Origin of the sequence: Aeromonas sp. R9-2 (assembly GCF_040908025.1) — a bacterium.
Lineage (GTDB): Bacteria > Pseudomonadota > Gammaproteobacteria > Enterobacterales > Aeromonadaceae > Aeromonas > Aeromonas veronii.
Window position 1 is genome coordinate 70828 of record NZ_JBFOCX010000002.1, and the last position, 22827, is coordinate 93654.

Here is a 22827-nt window from a genome sequence, read left to right on the forward strand (position 1 = left end):
CCACGCGAGCTTGATACCGATTGCGGTGCCCGAGTGGTGAAATCGGTAGACACAAGGGATTTAAAATCCCTCGACGTTCGCGTCGTGCCGGTTCGATTCCGGCCTCGGGCACCATTAAAATCAAAGAGTTACGAAAGGCCACTAGAAATAGTGGCCTTTTTCTTTTTCCTAAATGGCGACAAAGTGGCGACAGCGCTTTTATAAGCGGTTCACCCTTCCTGTAATGTTGAGCAACAGGATCTTCTTGTATGATGCCGCTCTGCCTGACGGCGCACTTCATGCGGCGACTTTCCCTGGCCATGTTTCGGTGTGCTGTCAGACAGAAATGAGAATGGCCCCACATTGTGGGGCCATTCTCGGATCCAGTTATCACTCCTGCGTTTCTTCTAGCTGCACGTCGATATTCTTCTTCTGGGTGGCATCGCCGTTGGTGAACGATGTTATCGTCTGGTCGTTTTGGACCATGCACACCTGTATTCCGTTGCGTAGTCTACAGACCAAGGCATAAGCCTGTAATCAGAACCGGTACTCGATATGGAGGGTATGGCTGTCCAGCCCCGGGTTCTTGTCATACATATAGGCGTTGGACATGTGCTCATACTGATAACCGATCAGCCAATTCTTGGTGATGGCGTAACCGAAGCCGATACCCAGGGCGAACTGGAAGGGGCCGCCGTAATCCTTGTAGCCGTGGCCGCGGGTTCCGAATTGATACTGATCGAGCCAGACCATTTCGCCGGGGAGCCAGGTCACCCAGTTACCCCATTGGCATTCTATACGGGCGCCACCTCCTAGTCTGGCGGTATCTTCATCTTCTACCTTGAGCGTCCCACCACGCACCCCCAGTCCAAATTGGCAGCCAGAATCTCCCCAACGCCAAAACATATGGTGGAACTTGGCATCGGCAATTTTTATGTCGAGCTTTTCATTGCTGAAGGCGTTGCCAAGTTGCAGCACCACGATATTGTCATTGGCCATCGCAGCCGGGCTGACAAGCAGTGTTGCCAGCAGGCCGATCCTTGATAGAGTGTTAGCGTCCATGCCCCCTCCCGATCCTTGTTGTCATCGTGGTGATCCTGTTGATCACCCTTCAGGCATAGTCAATCGAAGCACACCCTGTCAATGAATGGTCAGCAGGTAAAAAAATTAAATATTTATGAAAAATCAACTATCTGCGTGGTCTGATGTGGTTTGGCGGGCGTGGCAGCGGGGACATGAAAAAGCCCTTCACCGTGGTGAAGGGCTTTTTGCTATCTGGCGTTAGCCGCTGGGGTCGCCCCGCTTTGGCTTAGTAGCCCTGCTGGTGCACATCCATCACGGCGCGGCCAGACGGGTCGGCCATCTCCTTGAACTTGGCATCCCACTCCAGCGCGGTGGGGGTGGAGCAGGCGACCGACTTGCCGTAGGGCACGGTGCGGGCGGCGGCTTCCAGCGGGAAGTGCTCGTCGAAGATGGCGCGGTAGAAGTAGGCCTCCTTGGTGAGCGGGGTGTTGATGGGGAAGCGGAATGCGGCCGCTTCGAACATCTGATCCGTCACTTCCTGTTCCACCATGGCTTTCAGGCTGTCGATCCACGAATAGCCCACGCCATCGGAGAACTGCTCCTTCTGGCGCCACGCTACTTCGTGGGGCAGCAGATCTTCGAACGCTTCGCGCAGGATGTGCTTCTCGATCTTGCCCTTGCCACACATCTTGTCGGCGGGCTGCAGGCGCATCGCCACGTCCATGAACTCCTTGTCGAGGAAGGGCACGCGACCCTCCACACCCCAGGCTGCCATCGACTTGTTGGCGCGCAGGCAATCATAGAGGTGCAAAGAGGCGAGCTTGCGCACGTTCTCTTCGTGGAACTCGCGGGCGTTGGGTGCCTTGTGGAAATAGAGGTAGCCACCAAACAGCTCGTCGGAGCCTTCACCGGAGAGCACCATCTTGATCCCCATCGCCTTGATGTAACGGGCCATCAGATACATGGGCGTGGAGGCGCGAATGGTGGTGACGTCATAGGTCTCGAGGTGATAGATGACGTCCCGCAGGGCATCCAGACCCTCCTGCACGGTGAAGTGGATCTGGTGATGGATGGTGCCGAGGTGATCAGCCACCTTGCGGGCGGCAGCGAGATCCGGCGACCCTTCCAGACCGACGGCGAAGGAGTGCAGTTGTGGCCACCAGGCTTCGCTCTTGCCATCGTCCTCGATGCGGCGCGCCGCATAGAGCTTGGTGATGGCGGAGATGACGGAGGAGTCCAGCCCGCCGGAGAGCAGCACGCCATAGGGCACGTCGCACATCAGCTGGCGTTTGACCGCCGCTTCCAGCGCGGCTTTCAGCTCGGCCTTGTCGCTGACGTTGTGCTCGACCGCGCTGTACTCCATCCAGTCGCGCTTGTACCACTGTTTGAGCTCGCCATCCTTGCTCCACAGATAGTGTCCCGGCGGGAAGGTCTCGACGCTCTTGCAGACCGGCACCAGCGCCTTCATTTCGGAGGCAACATAGAAGTTGCCGTGCTCGTCACGACCGGTATAGAGGGGGATGATCCCCATGTGGTCGCGACCAATCAGGTAGGCATCCTGTTCGGCGTCATAAAGGATGAAGGCAAAGATGCCGTTGAGATCGTCGAGAAACGCCGGGCCCTTCTCCTTGTAGAGGGCAAGCAGCACTTCACAGTCAGATTTGGTCTGGAACTGGAAGTCGACCTTGAGGGTTTTCTCCAGCTCTTTGTGGTTGTAGATCTCGCCGTTGACCGCCAGCACATGGGTGCGCTCGGGGTTGTAGAGCGGCTGGGCGCCATTGCCCGGGTCGACGATGGCCAGACGCTCGTGCACCAGAATGGCTTTGTCGGAGCTGTAGACGCCGGACCAGTCAGGCCCACGGTGACGAAGTCGCTTGGACATCTCCAGCGCCGATTTGCGCAGGGCAACTGCATCGGACTTGATATCCAGAATGCCGAAAATTGAACACATTGGCGGTAATCCTCTTGATTTTTATATGAGCCCCCCACGTTTGGGCTCGAAATTCCATTTACATTCCTCGTCAGACACAATGCCTAGCGGAAAAATCTTTTGCAAGCGGGAAAACCGCAGAAAATCATGCCGTAAGCGTCAAGCGGATCAACAGGATAAGGGCTGCTGCAACGGGGCAGGGTGACGTGAACGTCAAGCCGAGGCGGGTTCGAAGATGACGTAGACCTTGCGACAGGGGGTAAGGGTCTCCCACTCACCGACAAAGCCTGCCGGAATCACGAATTGATCGCCGGGTTTGAGAGCAAGCTGGCCGCCCAGACTGTCGTGGATCACCACATCCCCCTCCAGCAGCTGGCAATACTCATGCTCGGTGTAGTGGATGGCCCAGCGGCCCGGCTCGCAAGCCCAGAAGCCCACGTGAAACTGCTGGCTGGGGTCGGAGTAGTGGTTCCACACCGTTTGCGCCGGGTTGCCCGCTTTAATGCGCTCAGGGGCTGGCATCAGCGGGGTAGGGGCCGTCTCGTGGCGGCCCGGCAAAATCCAGTCGTTGAGGGTCTTCATGGTGCCTCCCTGGCAATGGGGATATGAAAGCGGGGCCATCCAGGCCCCGCATTTGTTCGTTTTATTAAACGAGGTTGTGCATAACTTAAACGATGCGCATTCCCTTGCCAAGGGCTGTTGGCCGACGACTCAAAGCGGCTGCAAGCGGCGGATCACATGACGGGCAAAGCCGCTGCCCGCTTCGTTGTAGACGTTGAACACCGCATCCACCCCCTGCTCCTGCAAGGATGCAATATCATCCTCGAAGCGGACGATGGCGGCTATCTTGCCGTTGAATCCGTGGCTGCGCAGCTTCTCGATGGCGTAGAGGTTACCCGAGTGGTGGGGCATCGCCAGCAGCACCAGATTGACCTGATTGGAGAGCAACACCTTGTCCCAGAAGTCGGTATCGGTGGCATCCCCCTCGATGACGTTCATCCCCTGGGCTCGCAGGGTGGGCAGCTTCTCGCTATCGTTCTCCACCCCGAGGATGACGTTGCCGTATTTGTTCTCCAGCTCGAAGTAGGCCCCCTGACCGATCCGCCCCATGCCGAGGATGATTACCTCCGCATCGCCCAGCTCTATGGGTCTGTCTTCCGGATGGAGGTTGCTCGCCTGCAATCCTCGCAGCCAGTGGCCGATGCGGTGATAAATACGTTCGCTCTGGGCATTGAGGGGGGCGGAGATCATAAAGCTCGCCGCCAGCGCCAGCGAGACCGCCACCAGCCACTCGTGGGAGAGCCAGCCCGCCTTGGCGGCAATGGCCGCGACGATCAGGCCAAACTCCGAGAAGTTGGTGAGCGCCAGGGTAGAGAGCAGGGCGGTACGCACCCTAAGGTGGGCGCCGCTGTAGACCAGATAGTAGAGGACACTTTTGAGCGGCAGGGCCAGCACCAGCGCCAGTGCCAGCAGCATGGTGTCGTGGGTCGGCAGGCCGTTGAGGCCGATGGTGAGAAAGAAGCAGACCAGAAAGAGGTCTTTGAGGTTGAAGAGCGCCTTTGCAAGCCCTGCCGCAGCCGGATGAGAGGCGAGCAGCATGCCGATGATAAGGGCTCCCAGATCTGGCTTGAGGCCGACCACTTCAAAACCGGCGGCCCCGACCACCAGCGCCAGAAAGACTCCGAACAGCACCAGCAGCTCGCCGTGACCGGCCCGCTCCAAGAGCTTGAACAGCAGCGGGCGCAGCAGCGGTAATCCCAGCACCCAGAGTGCCCAGATACTGGGCCATTTGCCGCTGGAGAAGGCCAGAAATGCCACTGCGAATACATCCTGCATGACCAGCACCCCGATGGCGATGCGGGCGTAGAGGGCATTCATGTCGCTGCGATCTTCCAGCACCTTGACCGCGAAGACGGTGCTGGAGAAGGAGAGGGCAAAGCCCAGCAGCAGCGCCAGTTTCCAGTCCAGCGAGAGGGCAAGTTCAAGCCCCAGTCCCTTGCAGACCAGCAGTACCACGGTAAAGAGCAGGGTGGAGAGCAGCAGGTGCAGGCTGGTAGTGCCCCACACATCGCGCCGCATCAGGGTCTTGATATTGAGCTTGAGACCGATGGTGAACAGCAGCAGGGTGACGCCGAGATCGGCCACCTCGCTCAGGGCGGGGGTATTTTCATATCCCATGCCGTTGAGGATAAAACCGGCGGCCAGAAAGCCGAGCAGGGGGGGCAGGCCAATCAGATTGACTACCATGCCGCAACCAAAGGCCACGGCGATCAGAATGGGTTCCATAACAGATCCTGCAAGGGCAGGAGAGACCTGCCCTGTTTAACGCTTGGGTGGTGATTAGACGATATCGATGTCGACCACGGAGTCGAAAATATGGTTCGGTCGAAACGGCATACGGTCGATATCGGCGACCTTGCTCACCCCGGAGAGCACCAGCACCGTCTCGAGACCGGCCTGAAAGCCCGCCAGAATGTCGGTGCGCAGGTTGTCGCCGATGATGATGGTGTCGTCGGAGTGGGCCTCCATCCGGTTGAGCGCCGCACGGATGATCCAGGCGCTTGGCTTGCCGACATAAAACGGCTTCTTGCCGGTCATCCGCTCGATGGGGGCGCACAGGGCGCCGCAGGCCGGGTGCATCATGGGGCCGTGGGTATCGGGGTTGGTGGCGATAAAGCGGGCCCCCTGATCGACGAACTTGGCCCCCTGTTGCATCATGGTCCAGTTGTAGTTGCGGGTCTCCCCCACCACCACGAAGTCCGGGTCTATGTCGGTGATGGTAAAGCCGGCCTTGTAAAGCTCGTGGGTCAGCGCCCCTTCACCGATCACATACGCCTTCTTGCCATCCTGACGTTTGAGAAAGTCGGCGGTACCCATGGCAGAGGTATAGAAGCACTCCTCCGGCACTTCGATACCTGCGGAGCGGAAGCGGTTTTGCAGATCTTTCTGGGTCTGGGCCGGGTAGTTGGTGAGGAACAAGAGCTTGCTGCCCTGCTCCAGCAGGCGATGGACGAAACGGTCGGCACCGGGGATGAGATCGTTGTTGTGCAGGATGACACCGTCGATATCGCAGATGACGTTCTTCTTCATGAAAACTCCTTGTCAGGACGCAGGCGAGCCGCCAATCGGTAAGATGTTCAATCATTTATGATTTTTGTGACGCCATTATAAGTCTGTTTGATGACAAGTCTCCCCTGTCTCGCCACTTCGGTGCACAATAAAGCTGCCGTCGGGTCAGTCTGGTGGAGGGGCTGACGCCGGATCACTTTGCTGATGGAGCCGTCGCTATGGACACCCCGATTCCCAAGCCAGTCACACCCGAACACCTCACCGCCGCGCAATTTATCGCCGGACTGCCGAAACTGGAGCTGCACCTGCATATCGAGGGCAGCCTCGAACCCGAGCTGATGTTTGAGCTGGGCCGCCGCAATAATGTGCCACTGCCCTGGCCCGATGTGGCCAGCGTGCGCGCCGCCTATGACTTTGACTGCCTGCAATCCTTTCTCGACCTCTACTACCTCGGTGCCAGCGTACTGATGACCGAGCAGGACTTCTTCGACCTCACCTGGGCCTATCTTGAGCGTTGCGCTGCCGACAAGGTGGTGCATGTGGAGATCTTCTTCGACCCGCAGACCCACACCGCCCGCGGTATCCCCTTTGCTACCGTGCTCGGCGGCATCGAGCGGGCGCTGCAGCGCGGGGAGAAGGAGTTTGGCATCAGCTGGCGCCTTATCATGAGCTTTTTGCGCCACCTGAGCGAAGAGGATGCCTTTGCGACGTTGGAAGAGGCTATGCCCTTCCTGTCACGCATTCACGGTATCGGCCTCGACTCGGGGGAGAAGGGCAATCCGCCCAGCAAGTTTGCCCGGGTCTTTGCCCGCTGCCGCGAGCTGGGGTTGCCGGTGGTGGCCCATGCCGGTGAAGAGGGGCCTGCCGACTACATCTGGCAGGCGATCAACGAGCTGCAGGTATGCCGCATCGATCACGGGGTGCGCTCGGCCGATGATCCCGAGTTGCTGCGTTATCTGGCCGATACCCGGCTGCCGCTCACCGTCTGCCCCCTCTCCAATACCCGGCTCAAGGTGTTTGGCAATATGGCCCAGCACAATGTGTTGCGGCTGCTGGAGCAGGGGCTCTGCGTCACCATCAACTCGGACGACCCCGCCTACTTTGGCGGCTATATGAATGCCAACTTTGTGGCGCTGGCCGATGGCCTTGGCGCGACCATGAGTCAGCTCTGCCGCTTGTCGCTCAATGCCGTTGAGGCGAGCTGGCTCTCTCTGGCCGACAAGGCGCAGCTGACCCGGGCGATCCGCAGTTATGCCGAGACCCACGGGGTGATCCTGCATTGAGTCAGGCGCCAATGAAGTCGAGATGACATGCACTATATAAAGAGAGGCCCGCCATCACTGGCGGGCCTCTCTTATTTCAAAGGCTGGTGTGGTTTCTGGAGGAGGGCTGTATTACGCCACTCGCACCAGAAACTTCTCGCCCTGTCCTTCGCGCTTGAAGCGCTCGAGCAGGGTGGGCAGCGCCTCAAAGTCGCCGACCACCAGCGGCGGCAGGGTCAGCTCGCCGCTCGCCATTTGATCCATCATTGTGACACCGGCGGCCACCAGTCGGCTCCACTGCTTGTCGCTGCCAAAGGCGTGCTGGGCGCCCAGCGCAATCTCGTGCAATGAGTGGCAATGGGTAAAGGCGGGCAACGGATTGTGCGGGATGCGCCCGAGCACAGTCACCATGTGACCGTAGTAGCCAAGGGCGGGCAGCAGGCTCTCTGCCTGCTGGCTGGAGACCAGGTCGATGATCCCCTCGAACGGCTCGTTGCCGTTGGCAGTCTGCAAGGTGGCCAGCCAGTCGGAGTCCCGATAATCGGCTACACCCTGCACACCTATCTGTTTGAGCCAGTGATGGTGGCGTGGGCTGGCGCTGGCAAAGACTCGCGCTCCTTGCTTGAGGGCGAGCTGCACCGTAAAACGGCCGACGCTGCTGCCAGCTCCTGTGATGAGCAGCGCTTCCCCGTGCAGGCGCGGCAGCTTGGCCAGCGCCTGCCAGGCGGTGAGGCCGGGACAGGGCAGGGCGGCGGCGGCCTCGTCACTCAGGGCATCGGGCACCGGCAGCAGGGCGCGGGCCGGTACTCTAGTGTGGCGGGCAAAGCTGCCGTGGTGGCGCAGGTCGGTGTGATAGGCGACACGGGCGCCGAGACGCAGATGGCTGACGTTGGTGCCGATGGCCACGATAGTGCCCATGCCATCGACGCCGGGCACCTGACCATCCTGCCAGTGGGAGTGGCCATATTCGATCAGCTTCCAGTCCACCGGGTTGAAGGCGATAACCCGGTTGGCTACCAGTACCTCGTCAGGGGCGAGCGGTGCCAGGGGCAGATCGGCGAGGGTGAGCTGATCCGGTTCACCGGGGGCATGCCAGCACCAGGCTTGGGTGTGATCCATGATGACTCCTTGTGAAAGCGAGGGGAGATAACAACGAGATTATTGCAACAGTGAATCGGTCAGTCATATCACTGTTGCTAATGCGCAACAATACGGCAGGCCCCAACCTGTGGGGCCTGCTCAACGTGGTCTGCTGGCCATTGGTAAGCAAGGGCCGGTTTTATGCGTCATCGGCCTGATAGACGGGGTAGTCGGTCAACCCCTTCTCGCCACCGCCAAACAGGGTGGCCGGATCGTGGGGGGCCAGCGGATAGCCGTGGCGCAGCCGGTTCGGCAGATCCGGGTTGGCAACGAAGGGGCGGCCAAAGCCAATCATGTCGGCCCAGCCCGCTTTGAGGGCGGCGCGTGCCCGCTCGCCATCATATTTACCGGCATAGATCAGGGTGTTGGGGAAGGTATCCCGCAGACCCAGCTTGAAGTTCTCCGGCATCAGAGGGGCATCGTCCCAGTCCGCCTCGGCAATGTGCAGGTAGACCACGTTGAGCTGGCCCAGCAGGCGGGCGGCGGCCAGATAGGTCTCCTGTGGATTGGCATCCACGGTGCCGTTGAGGGTGGTGAGCGGCGCAAGACGCACCCCAACCCGATCGGCGCCGATTTCGCTACTGACTGCCTCAGTCACCTCTTTGAGGAAGCGCAGCCGGTTCTCCAGCGATCCGCCATAACTGTCGGTGCGGGCGTTGGATTCGGAGTCTAGGAACTGGTTGATCAGATAACCGTTGGCGGCGTGCAGCTCGATGCCGTCAAAACCGGCGCTGATGGCGTTGCGGGCCGCCTGACGGAACTGGCCCACCACTGCATCGATATCGGCCTGAGTCATGGCGCGCGGGGTGACGGTCTCGACAAAGCCCGGCGCATCGCTGCCGTTATCGACGAACACCTTGACGCCCACTGCGGGGAGGGCTGAAGCGGAGATGGGCTGAGCACCGCCGATATTGTCCGGATGGGTGACCCGGCCCACGTGCCAGAGCTGGGCGAAGATGGTGCCCCCATTGGCGTGCACGGCATCGGTCACCAGTTTCCAGCCAGCGATCTGCTCGGCGCTGTAGATGCCCGGCGTCCAGGCATAGCCCTTGCCCATGGGGTCGATTTGGGTGCCTTCGCTGATGATCAGGCCCGCCTCGGCGCGCTGGGCGTAGTAGCTCGCCATCATGGCGTTGGCCACATCACCCGGCTGACTGGCACGGGAGCGGGTCATGGGGGGCATGACGATGCGGTTGGCAAGGTGCAGCTGGCCGAGGCGCAGCGGGCAGAACAGGTGATCGTGGCTCATCTTGAGTTCCTCATGGTGGACGTGAGGCCACTTTATGCCGCCATCTTGTTGTGAAAAAGAGGGGTAATTGCACAAGAGAATTGTGCTTGATGCAGCAATCAGTGCAAACCGCCGGGAAAGGAGGTGTTGAGGCATAAAGTTGAAGCATAAAAAAGAGGGCCGTCTGGCCCTCTTCTGTATTCTGCTGGTGGCAGGCTCAAGCCGTGGCGGGCATCACTTTCACCCGCTCGATGCGCCGCTCGCTCACCTCGATCACCTCGAAGTTGAGCTGCTGCAGTTGCAACTGCTGACCCGGGGTGGGCAGGGTGCCGAAGTGGGAGAGCAGCATGCCAGCCAGGGTCACGTACTCGTCGCTCTCGCTCACCAGCCCCTCGTGCTCCAGCACCTGCTCCACATGGTGGATGTTGGTGCTGCCGTTGATGAGCCACCCTTCGCCATCGCGGATCATGTCGGGGGTCTCATCCTCATCCGGCAGTTCGCCGACAATCGCCTCCAGCAGGTCGTGGGTGGTGACCAGACCCTGGATCACGCCGAACTCGTCGGCCACCAGAATAAGGCTCCCCTTCGCCTTGCGCAGCTCCGCCAGCAGCTTAATCACGTTGATGGTCTGCGGCACGATAATGGGGTCGTTCTGCTTGGCCAGCGCGCTTAAGGATTGCCCTTCGTTGAGGGCAAACAGCAGGTCGCGCGCTTTGACCACGCCGATCACCTCGTCCAGATCCCCGTCACAGACCGGGAACAGGCTGTGGGGTTCGCGTTGCAGCAGGATACGGATATCCTCGCTGGAGTCGTTGATATCGATCCAGGCCATCTCGGAGCGCGGCGTCATGATGGTGCGGATGGAGCGCTCGGCCAGCGACAGCACGCCGGTCACCATGTAGCGCTCCTCCTCGCCAAAACTCACCGGCGCGGCGGCCGGGGCATCCAGATCGTCATCCGGTCGGTCCTGATACGCCTTGCTCCCCATCAGCTTGAAGATGGCTGCGGTGGTGCGCTCGCGTAGCGGCTGTTTGGCTTCGTGGCGCATGGCGCTGTGCTGGGCCAGCTGGTTGAAAAACTCGATCAGCACCGAGAAGCCGATGGCCGCGTAGAGGTAACCCTTCGGAATATGGAAGCCGAAGCCCTCCGCCACCAGGCTGAAACCGATCATCAGCAGGAAGCTCAGGCAGAGCACCACCACGGTCGGGTGGGCGTTGACGAAGCGGGTCAGCGGCTTGGAGGCGAGCACCATCACCACCATGGCGATGGTCACGGCGGCCATCATCACGCCCAAGTGTTCCACCATGCCGACGGCGGTGATGATGGAGTCCAGCGAGAAGACGGCGTCCAGCACCAGAATTTGGGCGATCACCACGCCGAAGCTGGCGTAGGCACCGACAGGGCCATCATCGTGGGGTTTGGCCTCCAGCCGCTCGTGCAGCTCGGAGGTGGCCTTGAACAGCAGGAAGATACCGCCCCCCATCAGGATGAGGTCGCGACCGGAGAAGGGGTGATCCCAGATATGCAAAATGGGGGTGGTGAGGGTGACCAGCCACGACATCACGCTCAAGAGCACCAGCCGCATCAGCAGGGCGAGGCCAAGGCCGAGGACGCGCGCCTTGTCCCGCTGGGCGGGGGGCAGCTTTTTCACCAGAATGGCGATGAAGACCAGGTTGTCGATCCCGAGCACGATCTCGAGAATGATCAGGGTAAAAAGACCGATCCAGATGTGGGGATCCAGCAGCAATTCCATTATGTGACCTCAAAAAAAACAGACAGAGCGAACAGTGAACAGGGCTAGCGAAAGCCGCAGCGACAGCAAGGCAATGGCGTTATTCAGAGGCGCTGGTTAAGCAGAAACAGATAGCTTTTGACGGGAAGAAACGAAGGGCAACTTCGGGGATTGTCCATGATGGGCAATAAAACCTCGGGTTAAAAATGAGCCCTGATGATAGCGGCTGGCGCCAATTTGGCAAGAGCAGCGTCAGCGAGGCGTGATGGGGTTGTGATGCGACAGGGGAGGCGGCGGTGCCGCTCTCCCCCGTGCGGTCGTTACAACCAGCGCTTTTCGCGGGTGAAACAGACCGACAGCCAGGCATCCCCCAGGGTGTCGCCAAGGCGAGACCAGAGCTCCTGACGCAGGGCATCCTGACGTTCGACAGGCCACTCCTGACCCGGCGCCACCAGAATGTTCAATTCCAGATCGAAGCGACGACCGCTTTTGGCCAGATGGCTGTAGCACTCGATGCCGTGGCGCTGGCGCAGCGCTTCGACTTCGCTCTCGACCAGTTGGGAGACATCCCCTCTGGGGGCAATTTTCAGCACTTCCCGCAGGTTGCGACCGAGCACCTTGATGGGAATGAGAGTGGCGCAGAGGGCCAGCAGCGAGACCAGCACCGGGTCGATATAGCGGTTGTATTGGCCGTAGCCGATGGCATCGAGGCCAATGGCGACTACGAAACCGATAAGCAGGGTGGCGCTGAGCAGGGTATCCACCAGCCACTCCTTGGAGTCGACCCGCACCAGCTCGGAGTCAACCTGTTCGGCAACCTGGGCTTCGATGCGATAGATGATGGCGCAGAAGAAGGTGGATACGGCGGCATAGATGAGGGCGTGGCCGAGATCGATCTCCCGTCCGCCCTCCAGCAGGGTGGTTATGCCGCTATAGAGAGCGCCAAGGCAGAGCAGCAGAATAATGGTGCCATTGATGACGTTGGTGATGGGCTCGAAGTGGGCGTAGCCATACTGGAAGCGCGCATCGGAAGGGCGGGTAACGAGGTAGGCGGTAACCAGACCAAGGCCTGTCATGCCCATGCTGAACAGGGTGAAGATACCATCGAGCATGATGGCGTTGGAGCCAACGAAGAGGCCGTAGCCGATGCCGAAGATGGCGAAAGTGATGCAGCCAAACAGCGACAGGGTAAGCGCCTGCTTCTCTGTGGTGACCAGCGTACTGATAACATGGCTGTGGTGAGCCATAAAAGTCCTCCTTTCAAATGGTTAATATTGCTACGCGCAAGCGGTTTTCGAGCTGATATACTGCCCGCTCACATGTGAGCGGACTGGCCTGATTGCCATTGACGGGCGATGGGTCAGTCGTAGTCGCCGGGGTGCCGGCATCAAGCAAATAAGGGAACAAGGATTCATGATCCCGAGACTCGATTACCAGGACAGTTTGTCACCCACAACCCTGTCGTTCCTAGAGTTGCTAGGGCGCAGCGCCTTTCGTGGTGATATCGAAAAGTCTTATGCAAGCCGGTTGGCGATGGCGACGGACAACAGCGTCTATCAGGTAGTACCTCAGGCGGTTCTCTATCCGCGCAGTGCGGACGACATAGCAGTGATGCTCAAGCTGGCCGTAGAGCCGGCGTTCGCCTCCCTGAGTTTTTTCCCTCGTGGTGGCGGTACCGGCACCAATGGTCAGTCATTGGGCGGCGGCATTATCGTCGATCTCTCCCGTCATATGAACCAGATCATGGAAATTAATCTGGAAGAGGGGTGGGTGCGCGCCCAGGCCGGGGTGGTGAAAGACCAACTTAACGCCTACTTGAAACCCCACGGCTACTTCTTCTCGCCGGATCTCTCCACCTCCAACCGTGCCACCCTGGGCGGCATGATCAACACCGATGCCTCGGGGCAGGGCTCGCTGGTTTACGGCAAAACCTCGGATCACGTGCTTGGCCTCAAAGCCGTGCTGGAGAATGGTGACCTGATGGCGACCGAGCCGCTGACCGGTGAGCGACTTGCCGACAAGCTGGCGCTGGAGAATCGGGAAGGGGAGATCTATCGCACCCTCTATCGCATCGGCAAGGAGCGCCGCGCCGACATCGAGGCGACCTTCCCCAAGCTCAACCGCTTTCTGACCGGTTACGATCTCAAGCACCTCTATCAACCCGATACCGATACTCTGGATGTGAGTCGGGTGCTGTGCGGATCTGAAGGATCCTTGGGATTCATCACCGAAGCCAGACTCAACATCACCCCCATCCCGCGCTACCGCACCCTGGTTAACGTCAAGTACGACAGCTTCCCCTCCGCCCTGCGCAACGCTCCTTTTATGGTGCAGGCACAAGCTCTCTCTGTAGAGACGGTGGATTCCCGGGTGCTCGGGCTGGCCCGCGCCGACATCATCTGGCATTCGGTCAAAGAGCTTATTCAGGATGTGCCCGGCAAGGATCTGCAGGGGCTCAACATCGTCGAGTTTGCCGATACCGACGAGGTAGAACACAAGGCCAAGGTGGCAGAGCTGTGCCGTCGTATCGACGCGCTGCTGGCCAAGGGGGAGGCCGGGATCATCGGCTATCAGGTGTGTGACCACTTGCCGAGCATCGAGACCATCTACACCATGCGCAAGAAGTCGGTGGGGCTGCTGGGCAACGCTGAAGGACGCAAGAAGCCGGTGGCCTTCACTGAAGACACCGCCGTGCCGCCAGAGTCACTGGCCGATTTCATCATGGAGTTTCGTGCCCTGCTGGATGCCCACGGCCTCGACTACGGCATGTTTGGCCACGTCGATGCCGGTGTGCTGCATGTGCGTCCGGCGCTGGATTTGTGCGATCCCGAGCAGGAGGTGCTGCTGCGCCGCATCTCCGATCAGGTGGTGGCGCTCACCGCCAAATATGGCGGTCTGATGTGGGGGGAACATGGCAAGGGCTTTCGCTCCGAATACAGCCCCGCCTTCTTTGGCGAGCTGTGGGAAGAGCTGCAGCGGGTCAAGGGGGTATTCGACCCCGGCAACCGCATCAACCCGGGCAAGATCTGTATCCCCTACGGTAGCGGCGCCGAGCTGGTGTCGGTGGATGGCCCCAAGCGTGGCAAGTATGACCGCCAGATCCCGCTCGCGGTGCGCACCAGCTACACCCGCGCCATGGATTGCAACGGCAACGGCCTCTGTTTCACCTTCGAGACCGACTCCCCCATGTGCCCCTCGGTCAAGATCAGCCGCGATCGCCGCCACTCCCCCAAGGGGCGGGCGGGCCTGATGCGTGAATGGTTGCGTCAGCTGGCGGAGCAGGGCTTCGATCCGTTGGCGGAAGAGGTGGCGCTGCAATCCGGTGGTGTGCGCTTCAAACAGCTGGTGGACAAGGTGCGCAACAGCTGGGCTAAACAGCGCGGCGAGTATGATTTCTCCCATGAGGTGATGGAGGCCATGTCGGGCTGTCTGGCCTGCAAGGCATGTACCAGCCAGTGCCCGATCAAGGTGGATGTGCCCGATTTTCGCGCCCGCTTTATGCAGCTCTATCACGGCCGCTACCTGCGCGCCCCCAAGGATTACTTCGTCGGCACGGTGGAGAGCTATGCGCCGCTGCTTGCCAAGGCGCCGAAGCTGGTCAACTTCTTCCTCGAAAAAGAGTGGGCACAGAAGGCGACCGAGAAGAGCATCGGCATGGTCGATGTGCCGCTGCTCTCGGTGCCGACCCTGGCCGAGAGTCTGCACGACAACCGCGCCCGCTATTTTGATCTGCCGGGTCTGGAGCGGATGAGCGCCGAGCAGCGCAAGCAGGTTGTGCTCATCGTGCAGGACCCCTTCACCAGCTATTACGATGCCCCCGTGGTGCGCGATCTGGTGAAACTCGCCAGCAAGCTCGGGTTCCAGCCCTACCTGCTGCCCTTTAAACCCAACGGTAAACCCCAGCATATCAAGGGGTTCCTGCGCGCCTTTGCCCGCACTGCTGCCAACAGCGCCCAGTTCCTCAACAAGGTGGCGGCGCTTGGCATTCCCATGGTGGGGGTGGATCCGGCCATGGTGCTCTGTTATCGCGACGAGTACGCCAAGGCGCTGGGGTCGGCTCGCGGTGATTTTCAGGTGTTGCTGCCACAGGAGTGGCTGCTCTCGCTGCCGGCAGATCAACTGCCTACTAGCGCCAACAAGGCAAAGAGCGAGGAGGGGGGCGAGCCCTGGTATCTCTTTGCCCACTGCACCGAGAAGACCGCCAAGCCCTCCACTCACGGTGACTGGAGCACCCTGTTTGGCCGCTTCGGGGCCAGTTTGCAGCCGGTCTCTGTGGGGTGTTGCGGTATGGCGGGCACCTATGGTCACGATGTCAAACAGGTGGAGAACTCCAAGGGCATTTATGGGTTGAGCTGGGCTGACCCGCTCGCCCGTCTACCCAAAGCGCGCTGTCTGGCGACCGGCTATTCGTGCCGTAGTCAAGTCAAGCGGATGGAGGGGGAAAAGCTCAAACATCCATTGCAAGCCCTGCTGGAGCTGCTCTGATGCTGACGTTCCCCAAGCGGTTTCGGGTGCCGAAGGCCTATCGGCATCCACGTTTCTTGCTGTTACCCGCCACTCCCGCTCAGGCGGTGGTGGAGTTTGTCGCCATGTTGCGCGAGCGCGAGCAGCTCCATCAGCTGTTTCGCCCGAACGATATCTGGCCCTCCGCCAACTTCAGCCTGAGCCAGCACGAAGGGGATCTGGAGTGGCAGCAGTCGGAGTTTCTGGCCAAGCGCTCCTTTGCCTATGGCCTCTGGAGCCCGGATCGGGAGCCGCAATTCTGGGGCGGTGTTTATCTTTACCCCTCGGTGTTGCCTGAGGTCGCGGTGGAGCTCTTCTTCTGGAAGGTGGCCGAGGCGCCTATCACGGATGAGGAGCTGGAGATTCAGCTGCGCGAGTGGCTCGCCAGGGTGTGGCAGTGGCCAGCCCCCCGCTTGCCGGGGCGAGATGTGCCTTGGTCCGAGTGGCCCGGCGTTACCTACCCCTGGTGACATCCCGCTTAAGGGCATGATTGTGTAACACGCAGCTCCGGGTCGGGGCTGCGTTGTTACCACGTTACCTGGTAACCAACAACTCATATAACAGAACCATTTTGCCGATGGAGAGCGTTTCACTCATATCGGTACGCATTCATCGCTTACATAAGGAGTCTGCTCGCAATGAGTCACGATATTGCGCCCATCTGGCGTAAACCCATGAGTCTGGAGGGGCTCAACGCCACCTCTCGCAACACCCTGATGGCCCATCTCGACATCGTCTACACCGCTTTTGGCCCCAACTGGTTGGAAGCGACTATGCCGGTGGATCACCGTACTCACCAGCCCCTTGGCATGCTGCATGGCGGCGCGTCCGTGGTGCTGGCGGAAACCTTGGGATCGATTGCCGCCAATATGGCGGTCGGGCCAGATAGCTACTGTGTGGGGTTGGAGGTGAATGCCAACCATCTGCGAGCCAAGCGGGAAGGGGTGGTGACCGGGCGTTGTCAACCGCTCCATCTGGGAGCAACAACCCAGGTGTGGCAGATTGAAATTCGGGACGAACGTGAGCGTTTATTGTGCACCAGCCGACTGACCATGGCAGTGCTCAAACACAAGCGGGGCAAGGACTCCAGCGAGGAGTGATCTGCAATAACGCACTATGAGTGCAAAATAAGCAAGCCATACTCGTCAGATCCCTCTATAATTGCCAACGTCTTGAGAGGCTTATCACATTTTTCAAGACAGCAGAACAAAGTGGCGCTATAATCGCCGCCTTTTTGCTATTCCGCGGTGTTAGCCGCCTGCCTTAATCTGGAAGAATCTATGTCTGATACCGAACAACTGCCCCTTTTTAGTGAGCTTGGACTGGCCGCGCCTGTATTGAAAGCGCTGCAGGACGTGGGCTATGAGCGCCCGTCACCGATCCAGGCCGCAGCAATTCCCCACCTGATGGCGGGACACGATCTGCTGGGGCAGGCGCAAACCGGTACAGGGAAGACCGCTGCTTTTGCCTTGCCTCTGTTGTCTCGTCTGGAAGCTGGTAACCGCAACACCCAGATCCTGGTGCTGGCGCCTACCCGCGAACTGGCGCTGCAAGTGGCTGAAGCGTGCCAACGCTACGCCCACCACATGCCCGATTTCCATGTACTGCCCATCTACGGCGGTGCCTCCTACGAAACCCAGACCCGCGCTCTGCGTCGCGGTGCCCAGGTTGTCGTTGGTACTCCGGGCCGCGTGATGGACCTGATCCGTCGCAAGAACCTGGACCTCTCTGGCCTGAAAGCTCTGGTACTGGACGAAGCTGATGAAATGCTGCGTATGGGCTTCATCGACGACGTTGACTGGATCATGGAGCAGTGCCCGAGCACTCGTCAGGTTGCCCTGTTCTCTGCCACCATGCCAGAGCAGATCCGTCGCGTGGCCCAGAAGCACCTGAAGCAGCCCAAAGAGATCAAGATCGCCTCCAAGACTGCTACCGCGACCACTATTCGCCAGCGCTACTGGCAAGTGACCGGTCTGCACAAGCTGGACGCCATGACCCGTCTGCTGGAAGTGGAATCCTACGAAGCCCTGCTGGTATTCGTACGTACCAAGAACGCTGCCGAAGAGCTGGCTGGCAAGCTGGCCGCCCGTGGTCACGCCTGTGAAGCGCTGCACGGCGACATCCCGCAGAAACTGCGTGAGCGTACCGTCGACAAGCTGCGTCAGGGCCAGCTGGACATCCTGATCGCCACCGACGTTGTCGCCCGTGGTCTGGACGTTGAGCGCATCACCCACGTAGTGAACTACGACATTCCGTACGACACCGAATCTTACGTACACCGTATCGGCCGTACCGGTCGTGCCGGTCGTAAAGGCGAAGCCATCCTGTTCGTCGCTCCCCGCGAGCGTCGTATGCTGCGCGCCATCGAGCACGCAACCCGTCAGGCCATCGAGCCGATGAAGATGCCGAGCACCGAGGACATCAACCAGCATCGTCTGGCCAAGTTCAAGGAGCGCATCCGCGAAACCATGATGGGTGAAGAGCTCGAGATCTACCACAACCTGGTGAACGAGCTGATCGAAGAGGATTCTGCCGATCCGCTGGAGCTGGCTGCCGCACTGGCCAAGCTGGTACAGGGTGACCAACCGCTGCTGCTGGATGACTCCATTCCAGATCCGCTGCTGAATGCTGGCAACGATCGTGGTGGCTTCGAGCGCCGTGACTTCAACGACCGTGGTGGTCGTGACTTCGGTGACCGTGGCGATCGTCCTGCCCGTCGCATGCCGTCCCTCGAACCGCGTCCGCTGAAAGACAACCCGGATGTGGAGATGGAGCGCTATCGCGTAGACGTGGGTGCCCATCACGGTGTCAAGCCGGGCCAGATCGTAGGCGCCATCGCCAACGAAGCGAACATCGAGAGCCGCTTCATCGGTAACATCGACATCGCTGATGACTTCTCCACCGTCGATCTGCCGAAAGGCATGACCGCAGATGTACTGGAAGTGATCAAGAAAGCCCGTGTTTGCCAGCGTCCGCTGCAAATCACCCGCTACACCGAAGTGCCGGCCGGTGGCAACACCAGCAGCCGTCCGCCCCGTGGTGATCGTCCGTTCCGTGGCGACCGTCCTTTCAACAAGGATCGCCGTCCCCAGGGTGACCGTCCGTTCAACAAGAGCGGGGAGCGCCGTGAAGGTGGCTTCAACAAAGATCGCAAATTCGGTGGCAAGCGTCGCGAAAGCTGATTGCTGATCCCGTTATGAAGAAGGCCGCTCATTGAGCGGCCTTTTTTCTGCCTGCGGTTTACCCTGTGTTCTTACTGAACGTCAGATCGGCATAAGCCGTTACATGGGTGAGCGCATGATGGCCACTATTTGATAACTGGATGTCGGGGAAAGAGAGAATACCTTTCCTACTCGACAGGCGGTTGTGACGTGGTTGGGTATCATCCGCCGTTCTGCCACAGGTCTGAGCTGGCAGCCGTTTCTTTGTATTGGCAAGCGTTGGGACGTGTGCACTTGGGCGGATAGTTGGATGGGGAGTGACAGCATTGCGCCCGCTGACTCCGGCGATCGTAAGGGGTGGCGACTAGTTGGCTGCTCAGGGGCTTTGTCTGGCTGGCTGTCATTATTCATGTCGAACGGGGTAATTGGTTGGCATCAATGAAGAAGGCGACCATCTGGTCGCCTTCTTGTTGTGCATTGTGACGTGCAGAGTTCGTAGCCCGAGGGGCTATCAGAGCACCATGGCGGCAATCCAGCCGAAGATCACCAGCGGGATGTTGTAGTGAATAAATGTGGGCACCACGCTGTCCCAGATATGGTCGTGCTGGCCATCGGCGTTGAGGCCGGAGGTGGGGCCCAGGGTCGAGTCGGAGGCTGGTGAACCCGCATCCCCCAGCGCGCCTGCGGTACCGACCAGGGCGATGATCGCCATTGGTGAGAAGCCGAGCTGCAGACAGAGCGGCACATAGATGGTGGCGATGATGGGCACGGTGGAGAAGGAGGAGCCGATCCCCATGGTGATGAGCAGGCCCACCAGCAGCATCAGGAAGGCGGCGATCCCCTTGTGCTGGCCGATGCCGGAGGCGACCACCTGGACCAGAGAGTCGACCCCGTGGGTTGCCTTCATCACCGCGGCAAAACCGGCGGCGGAGATCATGATGAAGCCGATCAGCGACATCATCCGCACCCCCTGGGTGAAAGCATCCTGGCTTTCGCGAAACTTGATGACGCCGCCGCAGGTGAAGATGACAAAACCGGCCAGCGCACCCAGTACGATGCTGTTGGTCATCAGTTGCAGCCCCAGCGCTACGCCAATGGCCAGCAGGGCCACCCAGATGTGGGTGAGGTTGAGCTCGACAGCTTCGGGCTCGGCATCCAGGATCTTGGCCAGATCGTACTGGCGCGGTTTGCGATAGCTGATGAATACCGCAATCAGCAGGCCCAGTACCATACCGGCAACCGGAATGGCCATCGCCAGCGGGATCTGGCTGGTGGTGATGGGCACGCCGTTATCGATCAGATTCTTGGCCAGAATGTTATTCAGGAAGATGCCACCAAAGCCGACCGGCAGCACCATATAGGTAGCTGTCAGGCCAAAGGTGATGACACAGGCCACCTGACGACGGTCGATCTGCATCTGCGCCATCACATGCAGCAGCGGCGGGATCAGTATGGGAATAAAGGCGATGTGAACCGGGATCAGGTTCTGGGAGGAGATCGCCACGGCCAGCACGGAAGAGAGCAACAGGGTTTTGACCCACATGATGCGGGTCGAGCTGGCATCCTTGCCCAACTGGCTGATCACCTTGCGGGCCAGCAGGTCGGTGATCCCGGAGCGGGAGATGGCAACCGCAAAGGCGCCCAGCATGGCGTAGGAGAGGGCAATCTCGGCGCCACCGCCCAGGCCACCGCTGAAGGTGGTGAGGGTATCGGTCAACGACAGCCCACCGACCAGGCCGCCAGCAATGGCCCCCAGCGCCAGCGAGACCACCACATTGATCCGCAGCAGACTGAGCACCAGCATCAGCCCGACTGCGATAACAACTGGATTCATTTGATTTCCTTATAGTTTGTTATTGCTGTCTGTCATGTGAAGGGGAGTTAGTTTGCGAAAAATGTGACAAATGTCGAGTAAAAAATCAGTCAAACCCCTCATATCGCAGCAGCATGTGGCACAAGGTTGCTCAACATGAGGGTTTGTAACCTGTTTGTCTCCGTGCATCCCGTGCGCAGCGGTGGATAGTGACCTTGATAGCGATCTCCGGTGCGCCGTGCAATCAATCACTTCCCCAAAAAAGCAAAGGCTGCCAGTGGCAGCCTTCATTTGTTTATTCTTGCCCCTCATCGTCGGCAGGGGCATCGGTTGTGTCATCATCCGGATGCGCTGGCGGCCAGCCCCCCATGCTCTTCCAGCGGTTAACGATATGACAGAACAGCTCTGTGGTGCGTTCGGTGTCATAGAGGGCAGAGTGCGCCTCTTTATTGTCAAATGGGATGCGGGCGCTCTGGCACGCTTTGGCCAGCACGGTCTGACCCAGCGCCAATCCGGAGAGGGCTGCGGTGTCGAAAGTGGCAAACGGGTGGAACGGATTGCGCTTGAGGCCAGCGCGCTCGGCGGCAGCCATCACGAAGCCGTGATCAAAGGTGGCGTTGTGGGCCACTATGATGGCGCGGCCGCAATCCTGCTCCTTCATCCCCTTGCGGATCCCCTTGAAGATCTCGGTCAGCGCCTCTTTTTCCGAGACAGCGCCACGCAACGGGTTGTAGGGGTCGATGCCGGTGAACTCCAGCGCGGCCTTTTCCAGGTTGGCCCCTTCGAAAGGCTCGACATGAAAGTGGAATACCTGATCGGGAACGAGCCAGCCCTGCTCATCCATTTTCAGGGTGTAAGCCGCGATTTCGAGCAGGGCATCGGTCTTGGCGTTGAACCCGGCTGTTTCAACATCGATGACGACGGGGTAAAAACCACGGAAACGGCCCTTGAGGGTATGAACTGCGTCGGTCATGGGATCTCGGTCGGGATAAAATGAGGCGGCATTATGGCAAAAAAGCACAGGCTTGTCCTCCCATCCCACGCAGGATGCCGCGCCAAGATGGCGCCGGATTCAATATCTGTGCAGCCACCAGCGGGCGGCAATCAGCGCCGTGAGTGTACCCAGCAGGGCGCTGGCCAGCACATCCACCGGCCAGTGCATTCCCATCACCATGCGTGACAGACCAATCCCCAGCGCCCACAACGGTAGCAGCCAGACGCCCGTGGGAGCGCGGGCCAGCCAGATCAGACCAAAGAACTGGGCCAGGCTGATGGCGGCGATGCTGTGGCCAGAGGGGAAGGCGTAGTTCACCTCGTCCTGCCAGTGGTGGCCGAGCCACTCTGGCAGGGCCAGCAGCTGGCTGGCGGCGTGAACCTGTTCGCTGCGCACATCGACGCTACTGGCGTAGAAGTGCTTGATGGCCGGGATCAGCGACTGACTCTCAAGCCAGAGCAGATAGGGTCTGGGCTCTTCGGTCAGGTGCTTGATAAGGCTTTTCATCACCCAGTCGCTGGCGAGCAGGGCTGCCAGCGCGCATCCCAGCGCAATGAAGGGAGCCAGCTCCAGTTTGAGTTTGTAGCGGGTCAGCAACAGCAAGAGGGCGCCACTGACCCCGATCCCGGGAAGATCGACCATGCGGGTGAGGGCGTATGACCACCATAACCAGCCTGATTGCAGGGAGCCGGTCAAAAAAGGCTGCCAGGGCAGGGTGGCGAGCAGTAACAGGGGCAGGATCAACAGGGTAGTGAAGCCAAGCACCTGGCTGCGGGTGAGTGAGGCGGTTGACGTTGGGAGCGACGAAGCGTGTGGCGGCATGGTGGATATGGGCGATCGCGAAAAAAGAGGGGCATTGTGCCACCGTGACACGCCCGGACAAAGCCGAGCAGTCGGTTTGTTACCTCTGCTTACACATTTGTGGCCACATTCTCTGTTTGAGTGGGCGGATGGAACGGCTGCCGCACAATGTGGTCCCGTTTCGCGCCGGAT

General features: G+C 59.9%; 17 protein-coding genes and 1 tRNA gene. 6 read left to right on the forward strand and 12 right to left on the reverse strand.

Going from position 1 to position 22827, the window contains the following annotated elements; genetic code table 11:
- Window positions 1-27: 27 nt before the first annotated feature.
- Window positions 28-114: transfer RNA gene (locus AB5Y71_RS00570), tRNA-Leu, on the forward strand.
- Window positions 115-516: 402 nt separating this feature from the next.
- On the opposite strand, the gene AB5Y71_RS00575 is transcribed toward AB5Y71_RS00570, so the two are convergent.
- From AB5Y71_RS00575 to AB5Y71_RS00595, 5 genes are all read right to left on the reverse strand, one after another.
- The gene (locus AB5Y71_RS00575) at window positions 517-1041 is read right to left on the reverse strand and encodes an acyloxyacyl hydrolase (protein ID WP_368170738.1); all 525 of its coding nucleotides are present in this window, start codon (window positions 1039-1041) and stop codon (window positions 517-519) included.
- A gap of 247 nt (window positions 1042-1288) precedes the next feature.
- Window positions 1289-2953 carry an asparagine synthase B gene (gene asnB, locus AB5Y71_RS00580; protein ID WP_005361356.1) on the reverse strand — a complete coding sequence of 555 codons (1665 nt, stop codon included), beginning with the start codon at window positions 2951-2953 and terminating at the stop codon, window positions 1289-1291.
- A 192-nt stretch (window positions 2954-3145) separates the two neighbouring features.
- Window positions 3146-3514: a cupin domain-containing protein gene (locus AB5Y71_RS00585; RefSeq protein WP_368170739.1), complete on the reverse strand. Its 369-nt coding sequence runs from the start codon at window positions 3512-3514 to the stop codon at window positions 3146-3148.
- A gap of 129 nt (window positions 3515-3643) precedes the next feature.
- Window positions 3644-5218 carry a cation:proton antiporter gene (locus AB5Y71_RS00590; protein ID WP_368170740.1) on the reverse strand — a complete coding sequence of 525 codons (1575 nt, stop codon included), beginning with the start codon at window positions 5216-5218 and terminating at the stop codon, window positions 3644-3646.
- A gap of 54 nt (window positions 5219-5272) precedes the next feature.
- Window positions 5273-6022: an HAD-IIA family hydrolase gene (locus AB5Y71_RS00595; RefSeq protein ID WP_005337281.1), complete on the reverse strand. Its 750-nt coding sequence runs from the start codon at window positions 6020-6022 to the stop codon at window positions 5273-5275.
- Window positions 6023-6219: 197 nt separating this feature from the next.
- Between AB5Y71_RS00595 and AB5Y71_RS00600 the strand changes: the two genes are divergently transcribed.
- On the forward strand, window positions 6220-7284 hold the full coding sequence (locus AB5Y71_RS00600) for an adenosine deaminase (protein ID WP_368170741.1): 1065 nt from the start codon (window positions 6220-6222) through the stop codon (window positions 7282-7284).
- 111 nt (window positions 7285-7395) lie between these two features.
- Here AB5Y71_RS00600 and AB5Y71_RS00605 read toward each other — a convergent pair whose 3' ends face one another.
- From AB5Y71_RS00605 to AB5Y71_RS00620, 4 genes are all read right to left on the reverse strand, one after another.
- Entirely contained in the window at window positions 7396-8382 is a 987-nt protein-coding gene (locus AB5Y71_RS00605; protein WP_368170742.1) for a zinc-binding dehydrogenase, read from the reverse strand.
- A gap of 160 nt (window positions 8383-8542) precedes the next feature.
- Window positions 8543-9652 carry an alkene reductase gene (locus tag AB5Y71_RS00610; RefSeq protein ID WP_368170743.1) on the reverse strand — a complete coding sequence of 370 codons (1110 nt, stop codon included), beginning with the start codon at window positions 9650-9652 and terminating at the stop codon, window positions 8543-8545.
- A 196-nt stretch (window positions 9653-9848) separates the two neighbouring features.
- Complete coding sequence (locus AB5Y71_RS00615; RefSeq protein WP_368170744.1) at window positions 9849-11384, reverse strand: transporter associated domain-containing protein; 1536 nt, start codon at window positions 11382-11384, stop codon at window positions 9849-9851.
- Window positions 11385-11683: 299 nt separating this feature from the next.
- On the reverse strand, window positions 11684-12610 hold the full coding sequence (locus AB5Y71_RS00620) for a cation diffusion facilitator family transporter (RefSeq protein WP_368170745.1): 927 nt from the start codon (window positions 12608-12610) through the stop codon (window positions 11684-11686).
- Between the two features lie 166 nt (window positions 12611-12776).
- Here AB5Y71_RS00620 and AB5Y71_RS00625 point away from each other — a divergent pair, with 166 nt between their 5' ends.
- The 4 genes from AB5Y71_RS00625 to AB5Y71_RS00640 all read left to right on the forward strand — a co-directional run bounded on the left by AB5Y71_RS00625 (window position 12777) and on the right by AB5Y71_RS00640 (window position 19048).
- Window positions 12777-15848 (forward strand): FAD-binding and (Fe-S)-binding domain-containing protein, encoded by a 3072-nt coding sequence (locus AB5Y71_RS00625; RefSeq protein WP_368170746.1) that lies wholly within the window; start codon window positions 12777-12779, stop codon window positions 15846-15848.
- Entirely contained in the window at window positions 15848-16336 is a 489-nt protein-coding gene (locus tag AB5Y71_RS00630) for a hypothetical protein (RefSeq protein WP_136502330.1), read from the forward strand. Before AB5Y71_RS00625 ends, AB5Y71_RS00630 begins: the two co-directional genes overlap by 1 nt.
- Before the next feature lie 168 nt (window positions 16337-16504).
- Entirely contained in the window at window positions 16505-16966 is a 462-nt protein-coding gene (locus AB5Y71_RS00635) for a hotdog fold thioesterase (protein ID WP_236381039.1), read from the forward strand.
- A gap of 180 nt (window positions 16967-17146) precedes the next feature.
- A complete protein-coding gene (locus tag AB5Y71_RS00640; protein WP_005337260.1) occupies window positions 17147-19048 on the forward strand; it encodes a DEAD/DEAH box helicase in 1902 nt (633 codons plus the stop codon).
- Between the two features lie 490 nt (window positions 19049-19538).
- On the opposite strand, the gene AB5Y71_RS00645 is transcribed toward AB5Y71_RS00640, so the two are convergent.
- From AB5Y71_RS00645 to AB5Y71_RS00655, 3 genes are all read right to left on the reverse strand, one after another.
- Window positions 19539-20861, reverse strand: a complete 1323-nt coding sequence (locus tag AB5Y71_RS00645; RefSeq protein ID WP_005344933.1) for a Na+/H+ antiporter family protein — start codon at window positions 20859-20861, stop codon at window positions 19539-19541.
- Between the two features lie 274 nt (window positions 20862-21135).
- A complete protein-coding gene (gene rnt, locus AB5Y71_RS00650) occupies window positions 21136-21813 on the reverse strand; it encodes a ribonuclease T (RefSeq protein WP_005333780.1) in 678 nt (225 codons plus the stop codon).
- A gap of 99 nt (window positions 21814-21912) precedes the next feature.
- A complete protein-coding gene (locus tag AB5Y71_RS00655; protein WP_368170747.1) occupies window positions 21913-22656 on the reverse strand; it encodes a phosphatase PAP2 family protein in 744 nt (247 codons plus the stop codon).
- Window positions 22657-22827: the final 171 nt, after the last annotated feature.

What these genes read in the sequence shown, in the direction of transcription:
- AB5Y71_RS00585 (WP_368170739.1), bottom strand. Translation starts at nt 3,514, where the DNA reads ATGAAGACCCTCAACGACTGGATTTTGCCGGGCCGCCACGAGACGGCC.
- AB5Y71_RS00630 (WP_136502330.1), top strand. Translation starts at nt 15,848, where the DNA reads ATGCTGACGTTCCCCAAGCGGTTTCGGGTGCCGAAGGCCTATCGGCAT.
- AB5Y71_RS00595 (WP_005337281.1), bottom strand. Translation starts at nt 6,022, where the DNA reads ATGAAGAAGAACGTCATCTGCGATATCGACGGTGTCATCCTGCACAAC.
- AB5Y71_RS00605 (WP_368170742.1), bottom strand. Translation starts at nt 8,382, where the DNA reads ATGGATCACACCCAAGCCTGGTGCTGGCATGCCCCCGGTGAACCGGAT.
- asnB (WP_005361356.1), bottom strand. Translation starts at nt 2,953, where the DNA reads ATGTGTTCAATTTTCGGCATTCTGGATATCAAGTCCGATGCAGTTGCC.
- AB5Y71_RS00640 (WP_005337260.1), top strand. Translation starts at nt 17,147, where the DNA reads ATGTCTGATACCGAACAACTGCCCCTTTTTAGTGAGCTTGGACTGGCC.
- AB5Y71_RS00590 (WP_368170740.1), bottom strand. Translation starts at nt 5,218, where the DNA reads ATGGAACCCATTCTGATCGCCGTGGCCTTTGGTTGCGGCATGGTAGTC.
- AB5Y71_RS00645 (WP_005344933.1), bottom strand. Translation starts at nt 20,861, where the DNA reads ATGAATCCAGTTGTTATCGCAGTCGGGCTGATGCTGGTGCTCAGTCTG.
- AB5Y71_RS00600 (WP_368170741.1), top strand. Translation starts at nt 6,220, where the DNA reads ATGGACACCCCGATTCCCAAGCCAGTCACACCCGAACACCTCACCGCC.
- AB5Y71_RS00610 (WP_368170743.1), bottom strand. Translation starts at nt 9,652, where the DNA reads ATGAGCCACGATCACCTGTTCTGCCCGCTGCGCCTCGGCCAGCTGCAC.
- AB5Y71_RS00575 (WP_368170738.1), bottom strand. Translation starts at nt 1,041, where the DNA reads ATGGACGCTAACACTCTATCAAGGATCGGCCTGCTGGCAACACTGCTT.
- AB5Y71_RS00655 (WP_368170747.1), bottom strand. Translation starts at nt 22,656, where the DNA reads ATGCCGCCACACGCTTCGTCGCTCCCAACGTCAACCGCCTCACTCACC.
- AB5Y71_RS00620 (WP_368170745.1), bottom strand. Translation starts at nt 12,610, where the DNA reads ATGGCTCACCACAGCCATGTTATCAGTACGCTGGTCACCACAGAGAAG.
- rnt (WP_005333780.1), bottom strand. Translation starts at nt 21,813, where the DNA reads ATGACCGACGCAGTTCATACCCTCAAGGGCCGTTTCCGTGGTTTTTAC.
- AB5Y71_RS00635 (WP_236381039.1), top strand. Translation starts at nt 16,505, where the DNA reads ATGAGTCACGATATTGCGCCCATCTGGCGTAAACCCATGAGTCTGGAG.
- AB5Y71_RS00615 (WP_368170744.1), bottom strand. Translation starts at nt 11,384, where the DNA reads ATGGAATTGCTGCTGGATCCCCACATCTGGATCGGTCTTTTTACCCTG.
- AB5Y71_RS00625 (WP_368170746.1), top strand. Translation starts at nt 12,777, where the DNA reads ATGATCCCGAGACTCGATTACCAGGACAGTTTGTCACCCACAACCCTG.